Source organism: Streptomyces iranensis (assembly GCF_017874715.1).
Lineage (GTDB): Bacteria > Actinomycetota > Actinomycetes > Streptomycetales > Streptomycetaceae > Streptomyces > Streptomyces iranensis.
Genome location: NZ_JAGGLR010000040.1, coordinates 1 through 15,724 on the forward strand (window position 1 = coordinate 1; position 15,724 = coordinate 15,724).

The window sequence follows — 15,724 nt, forward strand, 5'->3', positions numbered from 1 at the left end:
GGAGACGCGCAAGCCGAGACGCGTTGTCCCCTGGCGGAGGCACGGCGCAGGCCGAGACGCACTGCCCCCCGGCGGAGACGCGCAAGCCGAGACGCGCTACCCCCCGGCGGAAGCGCGCAAGCCGGGACGCGCTACCCCCCGGCGGAGACGCAGCGCAAGCCGAGACGCACTGCCCCCCGGCGGAGACGCGCAAGCCGAGACGCGTTGTCCCCTGGCGGAGGCACGGCGCAGGCCGAGACGCACTGCCCCCCGGCGGAGACGCGCAAGCCGAGACGCACTGCCCCCGGCGGAGGCACGGCGCAAGCCGAGACGCGCTACCCCCCGGCGGAGACGCGCAAGCCGAGACGCACTGCCCCCCGGCGGAGGCGCGGCGCAGGCTCGGAAGCGTTACGGGGTGCCCGGTGGGCCGCGCGGCGGAGCCGCATATCGCGACTCCTCCTGGCACCCCGCCACCCCGGCGTGCCAGGGCGGCGGGGTCTGGGGCGGAGCCCCAGTCGTGGGAAGGGGCGGGGAGGGGAACGGCCCGCCGCAGGCGCCGAGACGCCCCGCCCCCGTCCCGGTCAACCGGCCGTACCCCAGGGCGCCGTGCTCCGTCTTCGCGGGCCGTGGCGGTGATGTCCGGTGATCTAACATCTGGCAGGTGCCGCGCTCACATGTACACTCCGCCGAGGCCGCTCCCGACGGGGAAACCCTGAGCGCCCTGCTCCGCCGCTATGACACCGCCGGTGAAGCCGTCTCCTGCGAACCGCTCACCCAGGGACTGCTCAACCGGGGCTACCGCCTCGCCACCACCCGCGGCTGGTTCTTCCTCAAACACCACCTCGACGGCGACCGCACCGCCATCGCCCGCCAGCACCGCGTCACCCAGCGGCTGGAGGCGCTCGGGGTGCCCGTCGCCCCGCCGGTTCCCGACGCCGACGGCCGTACGGTCGCCGTCATCGGCGGCCGCTGCTACGCGTTACATCCCTGGATCGACGGGCGGCACCGCGACGGCGGTGAGCTGACCGCCCCGCAGTGCTGGCGGCTGGGCGGGCTGCTCGGGCTCGTCCACACCTGTCTGGAGCGCGTCATGCGGGCCCGTACGGGCGACCGCAGGCCGCCCGTGGAGGCCGCCGCCAACCCCGAGGACACCTTCGCCGTCATCGACGAACTGCTCACGCTGATCCGGGGGCGCCGGAACCGCGACTCCTTCGACGAGCTCGCCGAGCACCGGCTGGTCGAGCGGCGGACGCTCGTGGAGCGGCACGCCCACCGCCGCCCGGAGGCGGACGCCGTCCCGGTCGCCGGCTGGGTGCACGGCGACTTCCACCCGCTGAACCTGCTCTACCGCGACACCGAACCGGCCGCCATCGTCGACTGGGACCGGCTCGGGGTGCAGCCGCGCGCCGAGGAGGCGGTCCGCGCCGCCGCGATCTTCTTCGTACGGCCCGACGGCACCCTGGAGCTCACCAAGGTTCGGTCCTACGCGCGGGCGTACCGCTGCGCGGCGGGGGCCGGGACCTCGGAGATGGCCGCGGCCGTGCACCGGGTGTGGTGGGAGCGGCTCAACGACTTCTGGATGCTGCGCTGGCGCTACCAGCGCGGGGACCGGCGCGCCGATCCGCAGTTCCCGGCGGCCGCCGCACTGGTGGTGTGGTGGACCCGGGAGTACGACGCGGTCCGCGACGCCTTCTGCGGGTGACGGGGGCGCTTCCCGTGGCCGGAGCGGGCCTTCCCGCGGCGACCGGAGCGGGCGTTCCCGCGACGGCGGAGCAGGCGTTCCCGCGACGGCGGAGCAGGCGTTCCCGCGCCGCCGGAGCAGGCGTTCCCGCAACTACCCGAGCGGGCCTTCCTACGACTGAAGGGCCGCCTTCCGCGGGGAAGGGGCCCTTCTTACGGCTGAGGCCGAGGGGGTACCGTGGGGCGCCCCCGGCCGTCAGGGGGTGCCGGCGCCGCCGTCCGTGGCGCCCGCCGTGCCACCGGTGGGCTCGGTGGTGCCCGGGTCCGTCTCCGGGTCCGTCGGCGCGGTGGTCTCCTCGCCGCCGCCCGGGGTGGTCTCCTCGCCGGTCGGCTCGCCGGTGCCGGGGTCCGTCTCCGGGTCCGTCGGCTCGCCCGTGGGGTCGTCCTGGTACGTCGGCGTCGGGTTCGCGGTCGGGGTGTAGTCGCTGCCCGTGTCCCCGGAGGTGTTCTCGTCGTCGCTCGGGACCGTCTCGTCGCCCGAGTCGTCGCTCGGCTTGTCGGTCGGCTTCTCCGTCTTCTCCTGGGTGACCGACGTCTGGTGCTTGCCCGGCTGCTTCCCGCCGCCCTTGTCGCCCATCTGGAGGGCGAAGGCGACCCCCGTCGCGACCGCGATCACCGCGAGCACCGCGATCAGCCACATCCTGCCGCGGCCCTTACGGCGGCCGGAACCGCCGTGGTGGCCGCCGCCACCGCCGCCGGGGCCGGTGACGATCGGCTGCTGGGAGGTCTCGCCGTGGCCCGGGTGCGGCAGCGCGGTGGTGGCCCCGACGCCGGGCATGCCCATGGCGGGGGTGGCGGCGCCCAGGTGCTGGGTGACCGGGCCGGTGTTCCACATGCCGGTGTGGCCGCCGGCCTCGTGGAGCATCTGGAGCCCGTACTGGACCAGTCCGCGCATCTCCTCGGCGCTCTGGAACCGGTCGTCCGGGTCCTTGGCGAGGGAGCGCATGACCAGGCCGTCCAGCTCCGGCGGCACGGTGCCGGAGGTCTCCGACGGGGGCACCGGGGTGTCCTGGACGTGCTGGTACACCACCGACAGCGGGGTCTCCCCGGTGAACGGCGGGCGCAGCGCCAGCAGCTCGTAGAGCAGACAGCCGGTGGCGTACAGGTCGGAGCGGTGGTCCACGGCCTTGCCGAGGGCCTGCTCCGGCGAGAGGTACTGCGGGGTGCCCATGACCATGCCGGTCTGGGTCATGGTGGACTGCGCGCCGTGCAGGGCGCGGGCGATGCCGAAGTCCATGACCTTGACCGCGCCACTGTGGGTGATGATCACGTTGGCGGGCTTGATGTCACGGTGCACGATGCCGTGCTGATGGCTGTAGGCGAGCGCTTCCAGCACCCCGGAGACGATGATCAGCGCCTGGTCGGGCGGCGGGGCCTCGGCGTTGAGCAGCAGATCACGGATGGTCCGGCCCTCGACCAGCTCCATGACGATGTACGGCACGGTGTTCTGGCCGACCGTGTCCTCGCCGGAGTCGTAGACCGCCACCACGGCGTGGTGGTTCAGCCCGGCCACGGACTGTGCCTCGCGGGTGAAGCGGGCCTTGGACACCGGGTCCTCGGCCAGGTCGGCGCGGAGCAGCTTCACCGCGACCGTACGGCCGAGCCGGAGGTCCTCCGCGGCGAACACCTCCGCCATACCGCCGCGGCCGAGTCGACCGGTAAGCCGATATCGGCCATCGCCGACAAGCCCTCCATTACCCCACACCTCGGGCATATCCGGCATTCCGGACCCGCTGGCGTCAGGTTCGGAGGGCCCCTGAGCGCCCTGGGTCTGTGCCATCGGTCCTCGCCGTCTCGTTCTCGGTGGGGGGGTCGGGTCGAGATCGCCCCGCCCACGGGCGGTACGGTTCCCGCTAGGCACGCTACAGCCTTCGCGCCGTGTATCGGTTGGTGATGGACCGGCCATCAAACCTGTTGACGGTGAAGCGATGCAAATCGCGTGACGGGTTCTTGCGCATCCGGTCACGGAACGGGCAACGCGGCTTGACGTGTCCGTGGCCTGGGGCAGACTTGGCCACGATATCCAGAACATCAAGATCAATGCGTCGAAACGTGCGCGTCAGAGTAGTGAGTGCGCCAAGGGGGAAGTACGAAATGAGCCAGTACGGCGCATCGGGCAGGTATCAAGGCCACTCTCTGGCGAACGGCCGGTATCAGCTGCGCGACCTGCTGGGCGAGGGCGGCATGGCATCCGTTCACCTGGCCTATGACACCGTGCTGGACCGCCAGGTCGCGATCAAGACGCTCCACACCGAACTGGGACGCGAGCAGTCCTTCCGCGAGCGGTTCCGCCGCGAGGCCCAGGCGGTGGCGAAGCTCACGCACACCAATATCGTCTCGGTCTTCGACACCGGCGAGGACGCCATGGACGGCTCCCTGATGCCGTACATCGTCATGGAGTACGTCGAGGGGCAGCCGCTGCGCTCGGTTCTGGACGTCGATGTCCGGCAGTACGGCGCGATGCCGACCGAAAAGGCGCTGAAGATCACCAGCGATGTGCTGGCCGCGCTGGAAATCAGCCATGAGATGGGGCTGGTCCACCGCGACATCAAGCCAGGTAACGTGATGATGACCAAGCGTAATGTGGTCAAAGTCATGGACTTCGGCATCGCCCGCGCCATGCAGTCCGGGGTCACCTCCATGACCCAGACCGGCATGGTCGTCGGCACCCCGCAGTACCTCTCGCCCGAGCAGGCGCTGGGCCGCGGCGTGGACGCCCGCAGCGACCTGTACTCGGTCGGCATCATGCTCTTCGAGCTGCTGACCGGCCGGCTGCCCTTCGACGCGGACTCGCCGCTGGCCATCGCTTACGCGCACGTCCAGGAGGAGCCGGTCGCGCCCTCCTCGATCAACCAGTCCATTCCCCCGGCGGTGGACGCGCTGGTCGCCCGCGCTCTGAAGAAGAACCCGAACGAGCGCTTCCCGAACGCCGAGGCCATGCGCGACGAATGCGCACGAGTCGCCCGTACCGGGCAGACCGGCGCCTCTCCGATCATCATCAGCGGCGGGCCCCCGGCCCGCAGCGGCTCCGGTGTCGGCTCGGCGGTCTTCCCGCCGATCGACCAGCAGACGCCCGCCCCCGGTCCCGGCAGCGTCCAGACGCCGTACCAGCCGCAGCACTCCCCGGGACAGTTCGGCGCCTTCGGCCCGTCCACCCCGCCGCCCCCGGTCGGCCAGGGGCCGTCCACGACACCGCTGGGGCAGCAGGGCTACCAGACCCCGACGCCGTCGTACCAGGGCCCCAGCACCCCGCCGCCGTACAACATCTCGCCCTCGACGCCGTCCGGAAGCGGCGGCGGCAGCGGCAGCGGCAGCGGCAGCGGCAACAAGCGCGTGATCATAGGCTCGGCCGTCGTCGCGGCGATCGCGGTCATCGCCGTGATCCTGGTCATCGCGCTCCAGGGCGGGGGCGAGGACTCCAAGGACGAGAGCAAGGGGGGCGGTGGCGGCAAGTCGGCGTCGCCGACTTCCCCCGACAACGCCGCGGGCTTCCGCATGGGCGACAAGACCAAGACCATCGAGACCAAGAAGTGCACCGACGCGTACGAGGACACCGACGAGAAGGGCACGTACTCGGTGCCCGACTTCCAGAACCTCTACATCGACTCGGTGAAGAAGTGCATCCGCGCGGCGGGCTGGAAGTACCGCGTGGTGCCCCAGGACGAGAATCTGTGGGGCAAGGGCACCGTCCTCAATTACACGTACCGGAACTACGAGCCGTACAACCCCAAGACGGACACCATCGAGCTGACCGTCTCCACCGGCAACCCGGAGTAGGAGCGGCTCCCGCTCGCTCCGCTTCCGGCACGACGACGCCGCGGGCCTCATCGGAAGGTGAGGCCCGCGGCGTCGTTTCGTTGTGTCCGGTGCGTGTCCGGCACGTGTCCAGTGCGTGCGTGTCCGGTCGTGGTGTCCGGTGCGTGGCTCGGGGAGCCGTTCAGCGGCTCAGAGGTACGGCCCCGAGCGGGCGCCGCCCGGCTTGGGCATGTCCTCGTCCTCCTCGCCCCCGCCGATCCCCGGCGGCAGCGCCCTGCGCATCTGCTCCAGCTGGGCGCGCGCCGCCATCTGCTGGGCGAACAGGGTGGTCTGGATGCCGTGGAACAGCCCCTCCAGCCAGCCGACCAACTGCGCCTGGGCGATGCGCAGTTCCGCCTCGGTGGGCACCGCCTCGTCCGTGAAGGGCAGCGACAGCCGCTCCAGCTCCCCGATCAGCTCGGGCGCCAGCCCGTCCTCCAGCTCCTTCACCGAGCTGGAGTGGATCTCCTTGAGCCGGACCCGGCTTGCCTCGTCGAGAGGTGCGGCACGGACCTCCTCCAGCAGCTGCTTGATCATGCTGCCGATCCGCATGACCTTCGCCGGCTGTTCGACCATGTCCGTAACGGGAACCTCGCGCGACTCGTCGTCACCACCGCCCTCGCCGGAAGCAGGAGCGACGCCGCCGAGTGCCATGCCGTCCGGACCGACGACCAGGACGTGCGGGCTCTCCTGCGCTCGTTCGTTCATCGGCTGGTTCATACCCCTATTGTTCCGCACCGGCACCCGGGACGACGGGCGAGGGTCGAGGATTCGGCGGCGATCACCGGCGAGGGCCGTCAGCGGCGGCCATCAGATCAGTGGCGGTGATCAGCGGCGGCGCAGTCGCAGACCGAAGAACGCCAGGCCGAGGCCGAGACCGGTGAGCGCGAGACCGGTGCCAAGCGGCAGCACCCGCATCGCCCGCCCGCTGGGCTCGGTGGCGGTCCGCTGAGCACCGTAAGGCTGTCCGGACGGGAGCGGTTCACGCGCCTGGTGCCGGTCCGGCCGCTGCGGGACGGGGAGGGAGGACGGCGTCCACTCGGGCACCACCGAGAACCGCCCGGTGCCCTCGTCGTCCCCGGTGTCGGCCGAGGGGTCCCCGTCCGGCGACGTGGGGGTCGGCGTCCCGGTGCGGCCGGGGTGCGCACGGCCCTCGCCCGCGCGGGTGCCCGCCAGCCCGCCGCCGTCGTCGGCGGGGGTGGCGGCGGGGGTGGCGGACGCGGCGGGGGCCGCGGCCAGGGCGGTGCCCGCCAGCAGGGCCGCCGCGGGGAGTGTGCGAAGCGTCGCAGGGTTCACGGTGGTCACCCTCCCGTGCCGAACCGTTGCGTAACGGGATCAGCGTCACATGAGGGTAGGAACCGGGCACCCTGAACGCCGCCGTACGGACTCCGGTACGACCGTAAGGACCGCGGCGCGACCGTAAGGACCGCGGCGCCCCGCCGTAACCACCGTAAGGACCACCGTAAGGACCGCGGCGCCCACCGTAAGGACTGCGACAGCGCCATGGGGACCGCGACAGCACCGTAGGGGCCGTGGCGGCGCCGTAGGGATCGCGGCGGCGCCGTAGGGATCGTGGCGGCGCCGCCGTACGGACCCGGGACCCGCGGCGCTCAGGTCGTCAGGAGGATCTTGCCCACATGCGTGCTGGACTCCAGCAGCCGGTGGGCCTCCGGGGCCTCCCGCATCGGGACGGTACTGTCGACGATCGGGCGGACCCGGCCGCCCCCGATCAGCGGCCAGACATGCTCCCGTACCGCCGCGATGATCGCCGACTTCTGCGCCAGCGAGCGGCCCCGCAGCCCGGTGGCCGTCACGGCGGCGCTCTTGGACAGCAGGGTGGCCAGGTTCAGCTCGGCCTTCACCCCGCCCTGGAGTCCGATGATCGCCAGCCGTCCGTTGAGGGCGAGCGTCTCCAGATTCCGGGTGAGGTACTTCGCGCCGACGATGTCCAGGATGACGTCCGCGCCCGCGCCGTCGGTGGCCCGGCGGATCTCCTCGACGAAGTCCTGCTCGCGGTAGTCGATCAGGATGTCGGCGCCCAGCTCCTGGCAGGCGGCCAGCTTGTCCGGGCCCCCCGCGGTCACCGCGACCCGCGCCCCGACCGCCTTCGCCAGCTGGATCGCCATGGTGCCGATGCCGCTCGATCCACCGTGCACCAACAGCGTCTCGCCCGGCCGGAGATGGGAGATCATGAAGACGTTGGACCATACGGTGGCGGTCACTTCGGGCAGCGCCGCGGCCGTGACCAGGTCCACGCCCTCGGGAAGGGGCAGCAGCTGGCCCGAGGGAACCGCCACCTTCTCGGCGTATCCACCGCCCGCGAGCAGGGCGCACACCTCGTCGCCCACCGCCCAGCCGGTGACGCCGGGGCCGAGCGCCGAGATCCGGCCCGAGCACTCCAGGCCGGCGTAGGGCGAGGCTCCGGGCGGCGGCGGGTAGTGGCCCTGGCGCTGGAGCACATCCGCGCGGTTGACGCCGGCGGCCGCCACGTCGACCAGGACCTCGCCCTCACCGGGCACGGGATCGGGGACCTCCGCCCATACCAGGGCTTCGGGGCCACCGGGTTCGGGAATCGTGATCGCATGCATGGCCGCGAGGCTACTCCTGGACCATCGGCGCGCGAACGATCGTGATCAAGCGGTCTGCCGCCTGCAGCGGGCTGGCGGCGGGGTCGTCGTACGCGAGGAGGCGATGGCCGCGCAGCACGGACACCACCAGATCCTCCGTGTCCCGCACCGACTTGCCCACCTCGGCCTTCACCACCGTGCGCTCCACCAGGTCCAGGCCCGTGCCCTGCTGGATCAGATCCTCGATCACCGCACCGGCCGTCGGACTCTGCACGCTCATGCCCAGCAGACGGCCCGCCGCGCTGGCGCTGGTGATCACCGCGTCGGCCCCGGACTGGCGCAGCAGCGGCGCGTTCTCCTCCTCGCGCACCGCCGCCACGATGTTGGCGCCCCGGTTGAGCTGCCGGGCCGTCAGCGTCACCAGGACGGCGGTGTCATCGCGCTGGGTGGCGATCACGAACTGGCGGGCGCGCTGCGCCTCCGCCCGCAACAGCACATCGCTGCGGGTCGCGTCGCCGACCACCCCGGCGAACCCTTCCGCGTTGGCCGCCTCGATCACCTCTTGGTTGGGGTCCACCACGACCACCCGGTTCTTGGGCAGCCCCGTCGCGCAAAGGGTCTCCACCGCGGACCGCCCCTTCGTACCGAAGCCCACTACGACGGTGTGATCGCGCAACGCTGACCTCCAGCGGTTCAGGCGGTACTGCTCGCGGGTGCGTTCGGCCAGGACTTCCAGGGTGGTGCCGACCAGGATGATCAGGAAGAGCACGCGCAGCGGCGTGACCAGCAGGATGTTACTGAGCCGCGCGCTGTCGCTGTACGGCACGATGTCGCCGTATCCGGTCGTGGACAGCGTGACGGTCGAGTAGTAGACGGAGTCGAGGAAGTCGACCTGCTCGTCGGCGTTGTCGTGGTAGCCGGCGCGGTCGACGTACACGATGGCCACCGTCAGCACCAGCACCAGCAGCGCCAGCAGCAACCGCCGGGCGACCTGGCGCAGCGGGCCCGCGGGGAAGTGGGGCAGATGGACGCGGTGGCCGCCGTCCCCGGGGGTCCGGGCGGCCGCGTCATGGCTGGGCAGCTTCACGCCGGGCCCTCCTGGGGGGATATGCCCTCGCCGTCGGTCGCCCGGTCGGTGCGTTGGCGCGCTTGGTCCGCATGGCTCGGTTGCTCTGTCGCGCTCGCCGACCACGGGAGATCCAGTACGTCGACCTCCGTGCCGCGCTTCGCCCCGCCGGGCGGGATCACGGCGAGACCGTCGGCCACCGCGATGCCGCGCAGCATCGCCGGGCCGTTGAAGCGCAGCGGCACCGCCGCGTCCTGCCGGAAGGTCACGGGGACCAGCCGGGTGTCCCGCGGATGCCCCTGCACGGCCTCGGCCAGCGGGGCCGGGCCGGGGTCCGGGGCCGGGCGGCCCGTCAGCGTCCGCAACAGGGGCTCCGCGAGGGTCAGCAGACCGGACACCGCCGCGAGCGGATTGCCCGGGAGCCCCACCAGGTGCCGGGCGGGGCGGGATGGGCGTTCGGGGGTTTCGGCGTTTCCAGGGGTTTCGGCGCTTCCGGGGTTTCCGGGGTTTCCGGGGTTCTCACGGTTTGTATGGCTTGCATGGTTTGCGCGGTTTGCGCGGGCGAGACGGGCCAGCAGCATCGGGTGGCCGGGGCGCACCGCCACCCCGTCCACCAGCAGTTCGGCGCCCAGGCGGCGCAGGGTGGGGTGGACATGGTCCACGGGGCCCGCGGCCGTGCCCCCGGTCGTCACGACGACGTCGGCGGACGACTCCGCCACCGCCGCGTACACGGCGTCCGCCTCGTCGGCCAGCCGCCGGGTACCCAAGACCTCGGCGCCGAGCGCCCGCAGCCACGGCCCGACCATCGGCCCCAGCGCGTCCCGGATCCGGCCGTCGTGCGGCAGCCCCTCGGTGAGCAGCTCATCGCCGAGGACCAGCACCTCGACGCGCGGCCTGCGCACCGTCGGCAGCTCGTCGTACCCGGCCGCGGCGGCCAGACCCAGGACGGCGGGGGTGACCAGGGTCCCGGCGGGCAGCAGCTGATCACCGCTGCGGCACTCCTGGCCCCGGGTGCGGATGTCCTGGCCGAGGACGACGGGGTGGGCGGGGGACGCGTGGAGCCAGCCGTCGCCCGCGTCGGTTCCGTACTCGCTGCGCAGTACGGCGGTGGCGCCGGGCGGGACGCGGGCGCCGGTGGCGATGCGGACCGCGTGGCCGTCGGGGAGGGGGGCCGTCTCGCCGTGTCCGGCGAGGATGCCCTGGTGGCCCTGGTCTTCTGTCCCGGCCGGCAGCCGCCAGGGGCCGGGGCCCGAGAGCGCCCAGCCGTCCATCGCGGAGGTGTCGAAGGGCGGCAGATCGGTGAGCGCGGCGAGCGGCGCGGCCAGGACCTGGCCGAGCACCTCGGACAGCGGCCGCAGCACCGGGGCGGCGTGGGCGGCCTCCTTGACGGCGGCGCGGGCGGCGATGGCGCGGGCGTCGGGCCAGGAGGTGGGGCTGCGGTGCGCTGCGTTCATGGAGGGATGTGGGTTGGGCGTCGGTGCACCGGGGGTGCGTTTCGGGTGCGGGGCCGGGGTCTGATGGGCGGGGGCCCTGGACCGCGTGCCGTTGGTGCCAGTGCCCTCCGATGTCGGACTACCCGAAGATCGGCTCCTCGAATACACCTCTGGCCTTCGGCGTACGTGATCCTGGCCATCCAGGACCGCCGCGGGCTCTTCCGCCGCTTCCCGGGCCAGGTCGAGCGCGGTCTCGACCCAGTCGGTCCGGGTCGGGTCGCCGGTGTCGGCGATACCGGCGATGTCGCCCGTGTTGCCCATGCCGCCGATGCCGCCGATGCCGTCGGCGTCGTCGGCGTCGTCGGCGTCGTCGGCGTCGTCGGGCTCGCGGACGCCGTCGGTGTCGTCGGGGCTTCGCTCCCGGGTGGGCTGGGCCGGGCGGCCATTGGCCAGGCTGAGGGCGGCGTCGGCCCAGTCCTCCTCCGATTCCGTTCCGGGTGGCTGCGGGCCCTGCGGCGGCGATTCATTGGCCAGCGCCAGCGCCTCGTCGACCTCGCGGTCGAGCGGGTCCCCGTCCCGGGGGCGGCGAGGTGTCACTGCTCCTCGGCCCAACGCGCCGCCAGCGCCGCGGCCTTCTCGGTGGCGGCGGCCAGCGCCTCGGGGCCACCGCCCTTCTGGGCCGCGGCGTAGCCGACGAGAAAGGTGGTCAGGGGGGCGGCGGGCCGGGCGACGCCATGTGCGGCGTCACGGGCCAGATCCAGTAGGGCCGCGGTGTCGACATCCAGGTCGATCCCGAGCTCGGCCTTGACTGCGGCAATCCATTCGTCCAACACGTGTCCATGCTCCCTGATGCGCGCTCGAGCGGTGGTGATGTCTTCCCAGGTGTCGCAGTCGAACGAAGCGGTTGGGTGCTGGAGGCGGGCCAGGGCCAGCTCGGAGACGAGGAGGCGGAGGGGCAGCCCGCCGAGGCCGCCGTGTTCGGTGGCGAGGAGGGCGATCCCGCGGCGCAGCGGCTCGGCGCGGTAGGCGGCGACAAGGGGCTGCTCACGGCCGTCGGGGTCGATGAGCACGGCCCCTTCGGTGCCCTGGAGACCGGTGAGGAGGGTCTCGACGGTCTCGTCGGTGAGGAAGGGCAGATCGGCGGAGAGGACGAGGACGACCGGAGCCGTGGTCTGCCGGATGCCCGCGTCGACGGCCGCCACCGGGCCGCCGCCGGGGGGCTCCTCCCGGGCCCACCGCACCGGGCGCGCCGTGGGCCTGCGCGGGCCGACGACGACGGTCCGTCCGGCGCCGCGGCATGCGTCCAGCACCCGGTCGAGCAGGGCTCGCCCGCCCACCCGAAGCGCGGGCTTGTCCACCCCGCCGAGCCGCCGAGCGGCGCCCCCGGCCAGGATCACTGCGTCATAGGCACCTGGAGTCACCCCATGAGTATGGCGCCGCCGGGCATCCGCTACAGCCTCCGCAACAACACCATGGGCCCCTCCACGCAGTCGGCCACGAACCGCAGGAATCCGCCGGCGGTACCCCCGTCACACACCCGGTGGTCGAAGGTGAACGACAGCTGCACCACCTGGCGCACCGCCAGCTCACCCTGGTGCACCCAGGGCTTCGGGGAGATCCGCCCGACCCCGAGCATCGCCGCCTCGGGGTGGTTGATGATCGGCGTCGAGCCGTCGACCCCGAACACCCCGTAGTTGTTCAGGGTGAAGGTGGAGCCGGTGAGCTGCGCGGGGGCGAGGGTCCCGGTCCGCGCGGCCTCGGTCAGCCGGGCGATCTCCTCGGAGAGCCCCTCCACGGTCCGCGTGTGGGCGTCGCGCACCACCGGGACCACCAGACCCCGGTCCGTCTGCGCCGCGAAGCCGAGGTGGACGTCGGGGAGCCGGACGATCTCCCGGCCGGCCATGTCCACCGTGGCGTTGAGCTCGGGGAAGCGCGCGAGGGCCGCGGTGCAGATACGGGCCAGGAGGGCGAGCACGGAGACCTTGGGCCCGCCCCCGGCGTTCATCGCCGCGCGGGCGGCGAGCAGTTCGGTCGCGTCGGCGTCCACCCAGCAGGTCGCGTCGGGGATCTCGCGCCGGCTGCGCGTGAGCTTGTCGGCCACGGCGCCCCGCACCCCTCGCAGCGGAACCCGCTCCCCCTCCGGGGCGGGGGCAGCGGAGGCGGACGCGGGCGCGGGCGCTACGGGGCCGGGCGCGGCGGACGCGGGCGCGGGCGCCATGGGCGCGGGCGCCGTGCCCGCGACCGCCCGCTCGACGTCCGCCCGCAGAATCAGCCCCTCGGGGCCCGAGCCCCTGAGCCGCCGCAGATCGACATCGTGCTCCCGGGCCAGCCGCCGCACCAGGGGCGAGATCACCGGAAGGGGCCCGGCGGGGGCCACCACCGTCTCGCGCACCGGCCCGGCGGAGCCTGCCGTCGTCTCGCGCACGGGCGCGGCGGGGGCCGCCGCCGTCTCCGGCAGCGGTCCGCCAGGGGCCGCCGTGGGCAGCTCGCGCAGCGGCCCGGGGGAGGGCCGAACGCGGCGGCGCCGCGCGGCGGGACCGGCAGTGCCATAGCCGACCAGCACATTCCCCGATGCCCCATCGAGCGCGCTCTCGGGGACCGGCGGACCGGATCCGTCGCCCGAGCCCTCCGGCACGGCGACCGTGATCAGCGGCGCCCCGACCGGCACCTCCGCACCCTCCTCGCCGTAACGGGCCGTCACCACACCGCCGTAGGGGCACGGCACATCCACCATCGCCTTGGCCGTCTCGACCTCGACCACCGGCTGGTCGACCGCGACCACATCGCCGACCTGGACCAGCCAGCGCACGATCTCGGCGCCGGTCAGCCCCTCGCCCAGATCGGGCAGGGTGAACTCCCTTACGACAGCCATCAGACCGCGCTCCCCTCGGTCCACTCCGACTCCCACTGGAGCCGGGCGACGGCGTCCAGCACCCGGTCCACCCCGGGCAGATGGTGCCGCTCCAGCATGGGCGGCGGGTAGGGGATGTCGAATCCGGCGACTCGCAGCACGGGCGCCTCCAGATGGTGGAAGCAGCGCTCGGTGACCCGGGCGGCGATCTCCCCGCCGGGCCCGCCGAAGCCCGTGGACTCGTGGACGACGACCGCGCGGCCGGTGCGGCGCACGGAGGCGCACACCGTCTCGTCGTCGAAGGGGACGAGCGAGCGCAGATCGACGACCTCCAGGTCCCAGCCCTCGGCCCGAGCGGCCTCGGCGGCTTCGAGGCACACCGGTACGGAGGGGCCGTAGGAGATCAAGGTGGCGCTGCGCCGGCCGCCGCCGCCGGGCCTCCGCACCACCGCGCGCCCGATGGGCGGCACCTGCTCGGGGGCGTCGGCCGACCAGTCGTCCTTGGACCAGTACAGCCGCTTGGGCTCGAGGAAGATCACGGGGTCGTCGGAGGCGATGGCGGCGCGCAGTAGCCCGTAGGCGTCGGCGACGGTCGCGGGGGCGACGACTTGGAGGCCGGGGGTGGCCATGTAGTAGATCTCGGAGGAGTCGCTGTGGTGCTCGACGCCGCCGATGCCGCCCCCGTAGGGCACCCGGACGGTGATCGGCATCGGCATCGCGCCCCGGGTGCGGTTGCGCATCCGCGAGACATGGCTGATGAGCTGCTCGAAGGACGGGTAGGCGAAGGCGTCGAACTGCATCTCGACCACGGGCCGCAGCCCGTACATCGCCATGCCCACGGCGGTGCCGAGGATGCCCGCCTCGGCCAGCGGCGTATCCGTACAACGGTCCTCGCCGAACTCCTCGGTGAGCCCGTCGGTGATCCGGAAGACGCCGCCCAGGGTGCCCACGTCCTCGCCGAGGACATGGACGGACGGGTCGGCGGCCATGGCGTCGCGCAGCGCGCGGCCGAGGGCCTGGGCCATGGTGGCGGGCTTACGGGCGGTATCGGCCCCGACGGCGGTGGTCATCACTCCCCCTCCCCGGCGTCCGCGGCCTCGGCGTCGAGCTCGGCGCGCAGCTGGGCCGCCTGCTCGCGCAGCTGGCTGGTCCGGTCGGCGTAGACATGCTCGAAGAGCGCCATGGGGTCCAGGACCGGGTCCTGGTGCATCCGCGTCCGCAGATCGGCGGCGAGCCGCTCCGCGGACTCCCGCGCGGCCCGGATCCCCTCGTCGTCCAGCAGATGGCGGTCCCGCATGGCCTCCTCCAGCAGCGCTATCGGGTCGTGGGCGCGCCATGCCTCGACCTCGGAGTCGGGGCGGTAGCGGGTGGCGTCGTCGGCGTTGGTGTGCGCCTCGATGCGGTAGGTGACCGCCTCCACCAGAGTGGGGCCGCCTCCGCCGCGGGCCCGGCGCACCGCCTCGGCCAGGACCTCGTGGACGGCGGCCGCGTCATTGCCGTCGACGAGACGGCCGGGCATCCCGTATCCGACCGCCTTGTGCGCGAGGGAGGGCGCGGCGGTCTGCTTGGCGAGCGGGACGGAGATCGCGAAGCCGTTGTTCTGGACGAGGAAGACGACCGGGGCGTGCCAGACGGCCGCGAAGTTGAGGGCCTCGTGGAAGTCGCCCTCGCTGGTGCCGCCGTCGCCGACCAGGGCGAGGGCCACCACATCGTCGCCCTTGAGACGGGCGGCGTGGGCGAGGCCGACGGCGTGCGGCAGCTGGGTGGCCAGCGGGGTGCACAGCGGGGCGACGCGGTGGATGTGGGGGTCGTACCCGGAGTGCCAGTCGCCGCGCAGCAGGGTCAGGGCGTCGACGGGGTCGAGCCCGCGGACGACGGCGGCCAGGGTGTCGCGGTAGCTGGGGAAGAGCCAGTCGCGGTCCTCCAGCACCAGCCCGGCCGCGACCTGGCAGGCTTCCTGCCCGGTGGAAGAGGGGTAGACGGCCAGCCGGCCCTGCCGGGTGAGTGCGGTGGCCTGCGTGTTGTACCGGCGGCCGCGCACCAGCTCGCGGTGGAGCCGGGTCAGCAGATCGGGGGAGATGTCGGCGGCAGCGGCGGTGCCCAGCAGCCGGTACGGCTCCGCGTCGGGCAGCAGCGGCGCGGCGTCGACGCGGGGCTCCCAGCCGGGCGGGGGAGTGGGCCGGTAGGCACCGGGCTGCTCAAGGACCGTCATGGTGCGACCTCCTGGGCGTGGCGTACGGCGGGAGGGCGGGGCGTGCCGGGCGGCATCGCCCTCCCCTACCGATTGTTCGGT

The 15,724-nt window shown here is 73.3% G+C and carries 12 protein-coding genes; 2 read left to right on the forward strand and 10 right to left on the reverse strand.

The features are described 5' to 3' along the window. The first annotated feature begins 640 nt into the window (after window positions 1-640). A complete protein-coding gene (locus J2Z30_RS46370; RefSeq protein ID WP_044572479.1) occupies window positions 641-1,681 on the forward strand; it encodes a phosphotransferase in 1,041 nt (346 codons plus the stop codon). 234 nt (window positions 1,682-1,915) lie between these two features. Here the strand turns inward: J2Z30_RS46370 and J2Z30_RS46375 are convergent, their stop codons facing one another. After that, window positions 1,916-3,499, reverse strand: coding sequence for a protein kinase domain-containing protein (locus J2Z30_RS46375; RefSeq protein ID WP_078956772.1), 1,584 nt, complete (start codon window positions 3,497-3,499; stop codon window positions 1,916-1,918). 314 nt (window positions 3,500-3,813) lie between these two features. Between J2Z30_RS46375 and J2Z30_RS46380 the strand changes: the two genes are divergently transcribed. Then, a complete protein-coding gene (locus tag J2Z30_RS46380; RefSeq protein ID WP_044572484.1) occupies window positions 3,814-5,496 on the forward strand; it encodes a protein kinase domain-containing protein in 1,683 nt (560 codons plus the stop codon). Between the two features lie 168 nt (window positions 5,497-5,664). Here J2Z30_RS46380 and J2Z30_RS46385 read toward each other — a convergent pair whose 3' ends face one another. From J2Z30_RS46385 to pdhA, 9 genes are all read right to left on the reverse strand, one after another. After that, window positions 5,665-6,234 (reverse strand): bacterial proteasome activator family protein, encoded by a 570-nt coding sequence (locus J2Z30_RS46385; protein ID WP_044572485.1) that lies wholly within the window; start codon window positions 6,232-6,234, stop codon window positions 5,665-5,667. A 108-nt stretch (window positions 6,235-6,342) separates the two neighbouring features. Next, on the reverse strand, window positions 6,343-6,810 hold the full coding sequence (locus J2Z30_RS46390; RefSeq protein ID WP_209469138.1) for a hypothetical protein: 468 nt from the start codon (window positions 6,808-6,810) through the stop codon (window positions 6,343-6,345). A 314-nt stretch (window positions 6,811-7,124) separates the two neighbouring features. Then, entirely contained in the window at window positions 7,125-8,102 is a 978-nt protein-coding gene (locus J2Z30_RS46395) for an NAD(P)H-quinone oxidoreductase (protein WP_044572487.1), read from the reverse strand. 10 nt (window positions 8,103-8,112) lie between these two features. Beyond that, entirely contained in the window at window positions 8,113-9,168 is a 1,056-nt protein-coding gene (locus J2Z30_RS46400) for a potassium channel family protein (protein ID WP_044572489.1), read from the reverse strand. After that, window positions 9,165-10,601 (reverse strand): molybdopterin molybdotransferase MoeA, encoded by a 1,437-nt coding sequence (locus J2Z30_RS46405; protein WP_078957348.1) that lies wholly within the window; start codon window positions 10,599-10,601, stop codon window positions 9,165-9,167. The genes J2Z30_RS46400 and J2Z30_RS46405 overlap by 4 nt, the downstream gene beginning before the upstream one ends. 572 nt (window positions 10,602-11,173) lie before the next feature. Next, the gene (locus J2Z30_RS46410; protein WP_078956773.1) at window positions 11,174-12,001 is read right to left on the reverse strand and encodes an NTP transferase domain-containing protein; all 828 of its coding nucleotides are present in this window, start codon (window positions 11,999-12,001) and stop codon (window positions 11,174-11,176) included. Between the two features lie 29 nt (window positions 12,002-12,030). Further along, the gene (locus J2Z30_RS46415; protein ID WP_044581674.1) at window positions 12,031-13,452 is read right to left on the reverse strand and encodes a dihydrolipoamide acetyltransferase family protein; all 1,422 of its coding nucleotides are present in this window, start codon (window positions 13,450-13,452) and stop codon (window positions 12,031-12,033) included. Further along, window positions 13,452-14,501, reverse strand: coding sequence for an alpha-ketoacid dehydrogenase subunit beta (locus J2Z30_RS46420; RefSeq protein ID WP_044572494.1), 1,050 nt, complete (start codon window positions 14,499-14,501; stop codon window positions 13,452-13,454). The genes J2Z30_RS46415 and J2Z30_RS46420 overlap by 1 nt, the downstream gene beginning before the upstream one ends. Then, on the reverse strand, window positions 14,501-15,643 hold the full coding sequence (pdhA, locus tag J2Z30_RS46425) for a pyruvate dehydrogenase (acetyl-transferring) E1 component subunit alpha (protein ID WP_044572496.1): 1,143 nt from the start codon (window positions 15,641-15,643) through the stop codon (window positions 14,501-14,503). Before pdhA ends, J2Z30_RS46420 begins: the two co-directional genes overlap by 1 nt. Window positions 15,644-15,724 lie beyond the last annotated feature (81 nt).

Coding starts and splice junctions, on each gene's coding strand:
- J2Z30_RS46375 (WP_078956772.1), bottom strand. CDS start 3,499: ATGGCACAGACCCAGGGCGCTCAGGGGCCCTCCGAACCTGACGCCAGC.
- J2Z30_RS46380 (WP_044572484.1), top strand. CDS start 3,814: ATGAGCCAGTACGGCGCATCGGGCAGGTATCAAGGCCACTCTCTGGCG.
- J2Z30_RS46385 (WP_044572485.1), bottom strand. CDS start 6,234: ATGAACCAGCCGATGAACGAACGAGCGCAGGAGAGCCCGCACGTCCTG.
- J2Z30_RS46395 (WP_044572487.1), bottom strand. CDS start 8,102: ATGCATGCGATCACGATTCCCGAACCCGGTGGCCCCGAAGCCCTGGTA.
- J2Z30_RS46405 (WP_078957348.1), bottom strand. CDS start 10,601: ATGAACGCAGCGCACCGCAGCCCCACCTCCTGGCCCGACGCCCGCGCC.
- J2Z30_RS46415 (WP_044581674.1), bottom strand. CDS start 13,452: ATGGCTGTCGTAAGGGAGTTCACCCTGCCCGATCTGGGCGAGGGGCTG.
- J2Z30_RS46420 (WP_044572494.1), bottom strand. CDS start 14,501: ATGACCACCGCCGTCGGGGCCGATACCGCCCGTAAGCCCGCCACCATG.
- pdhA (WP_044572496.1), bottom strand. CDS start 15,643: ATGACGGTCCTTGAGCAGCCCGGTGCCTACCGGCCCACTCCCCCGCCC.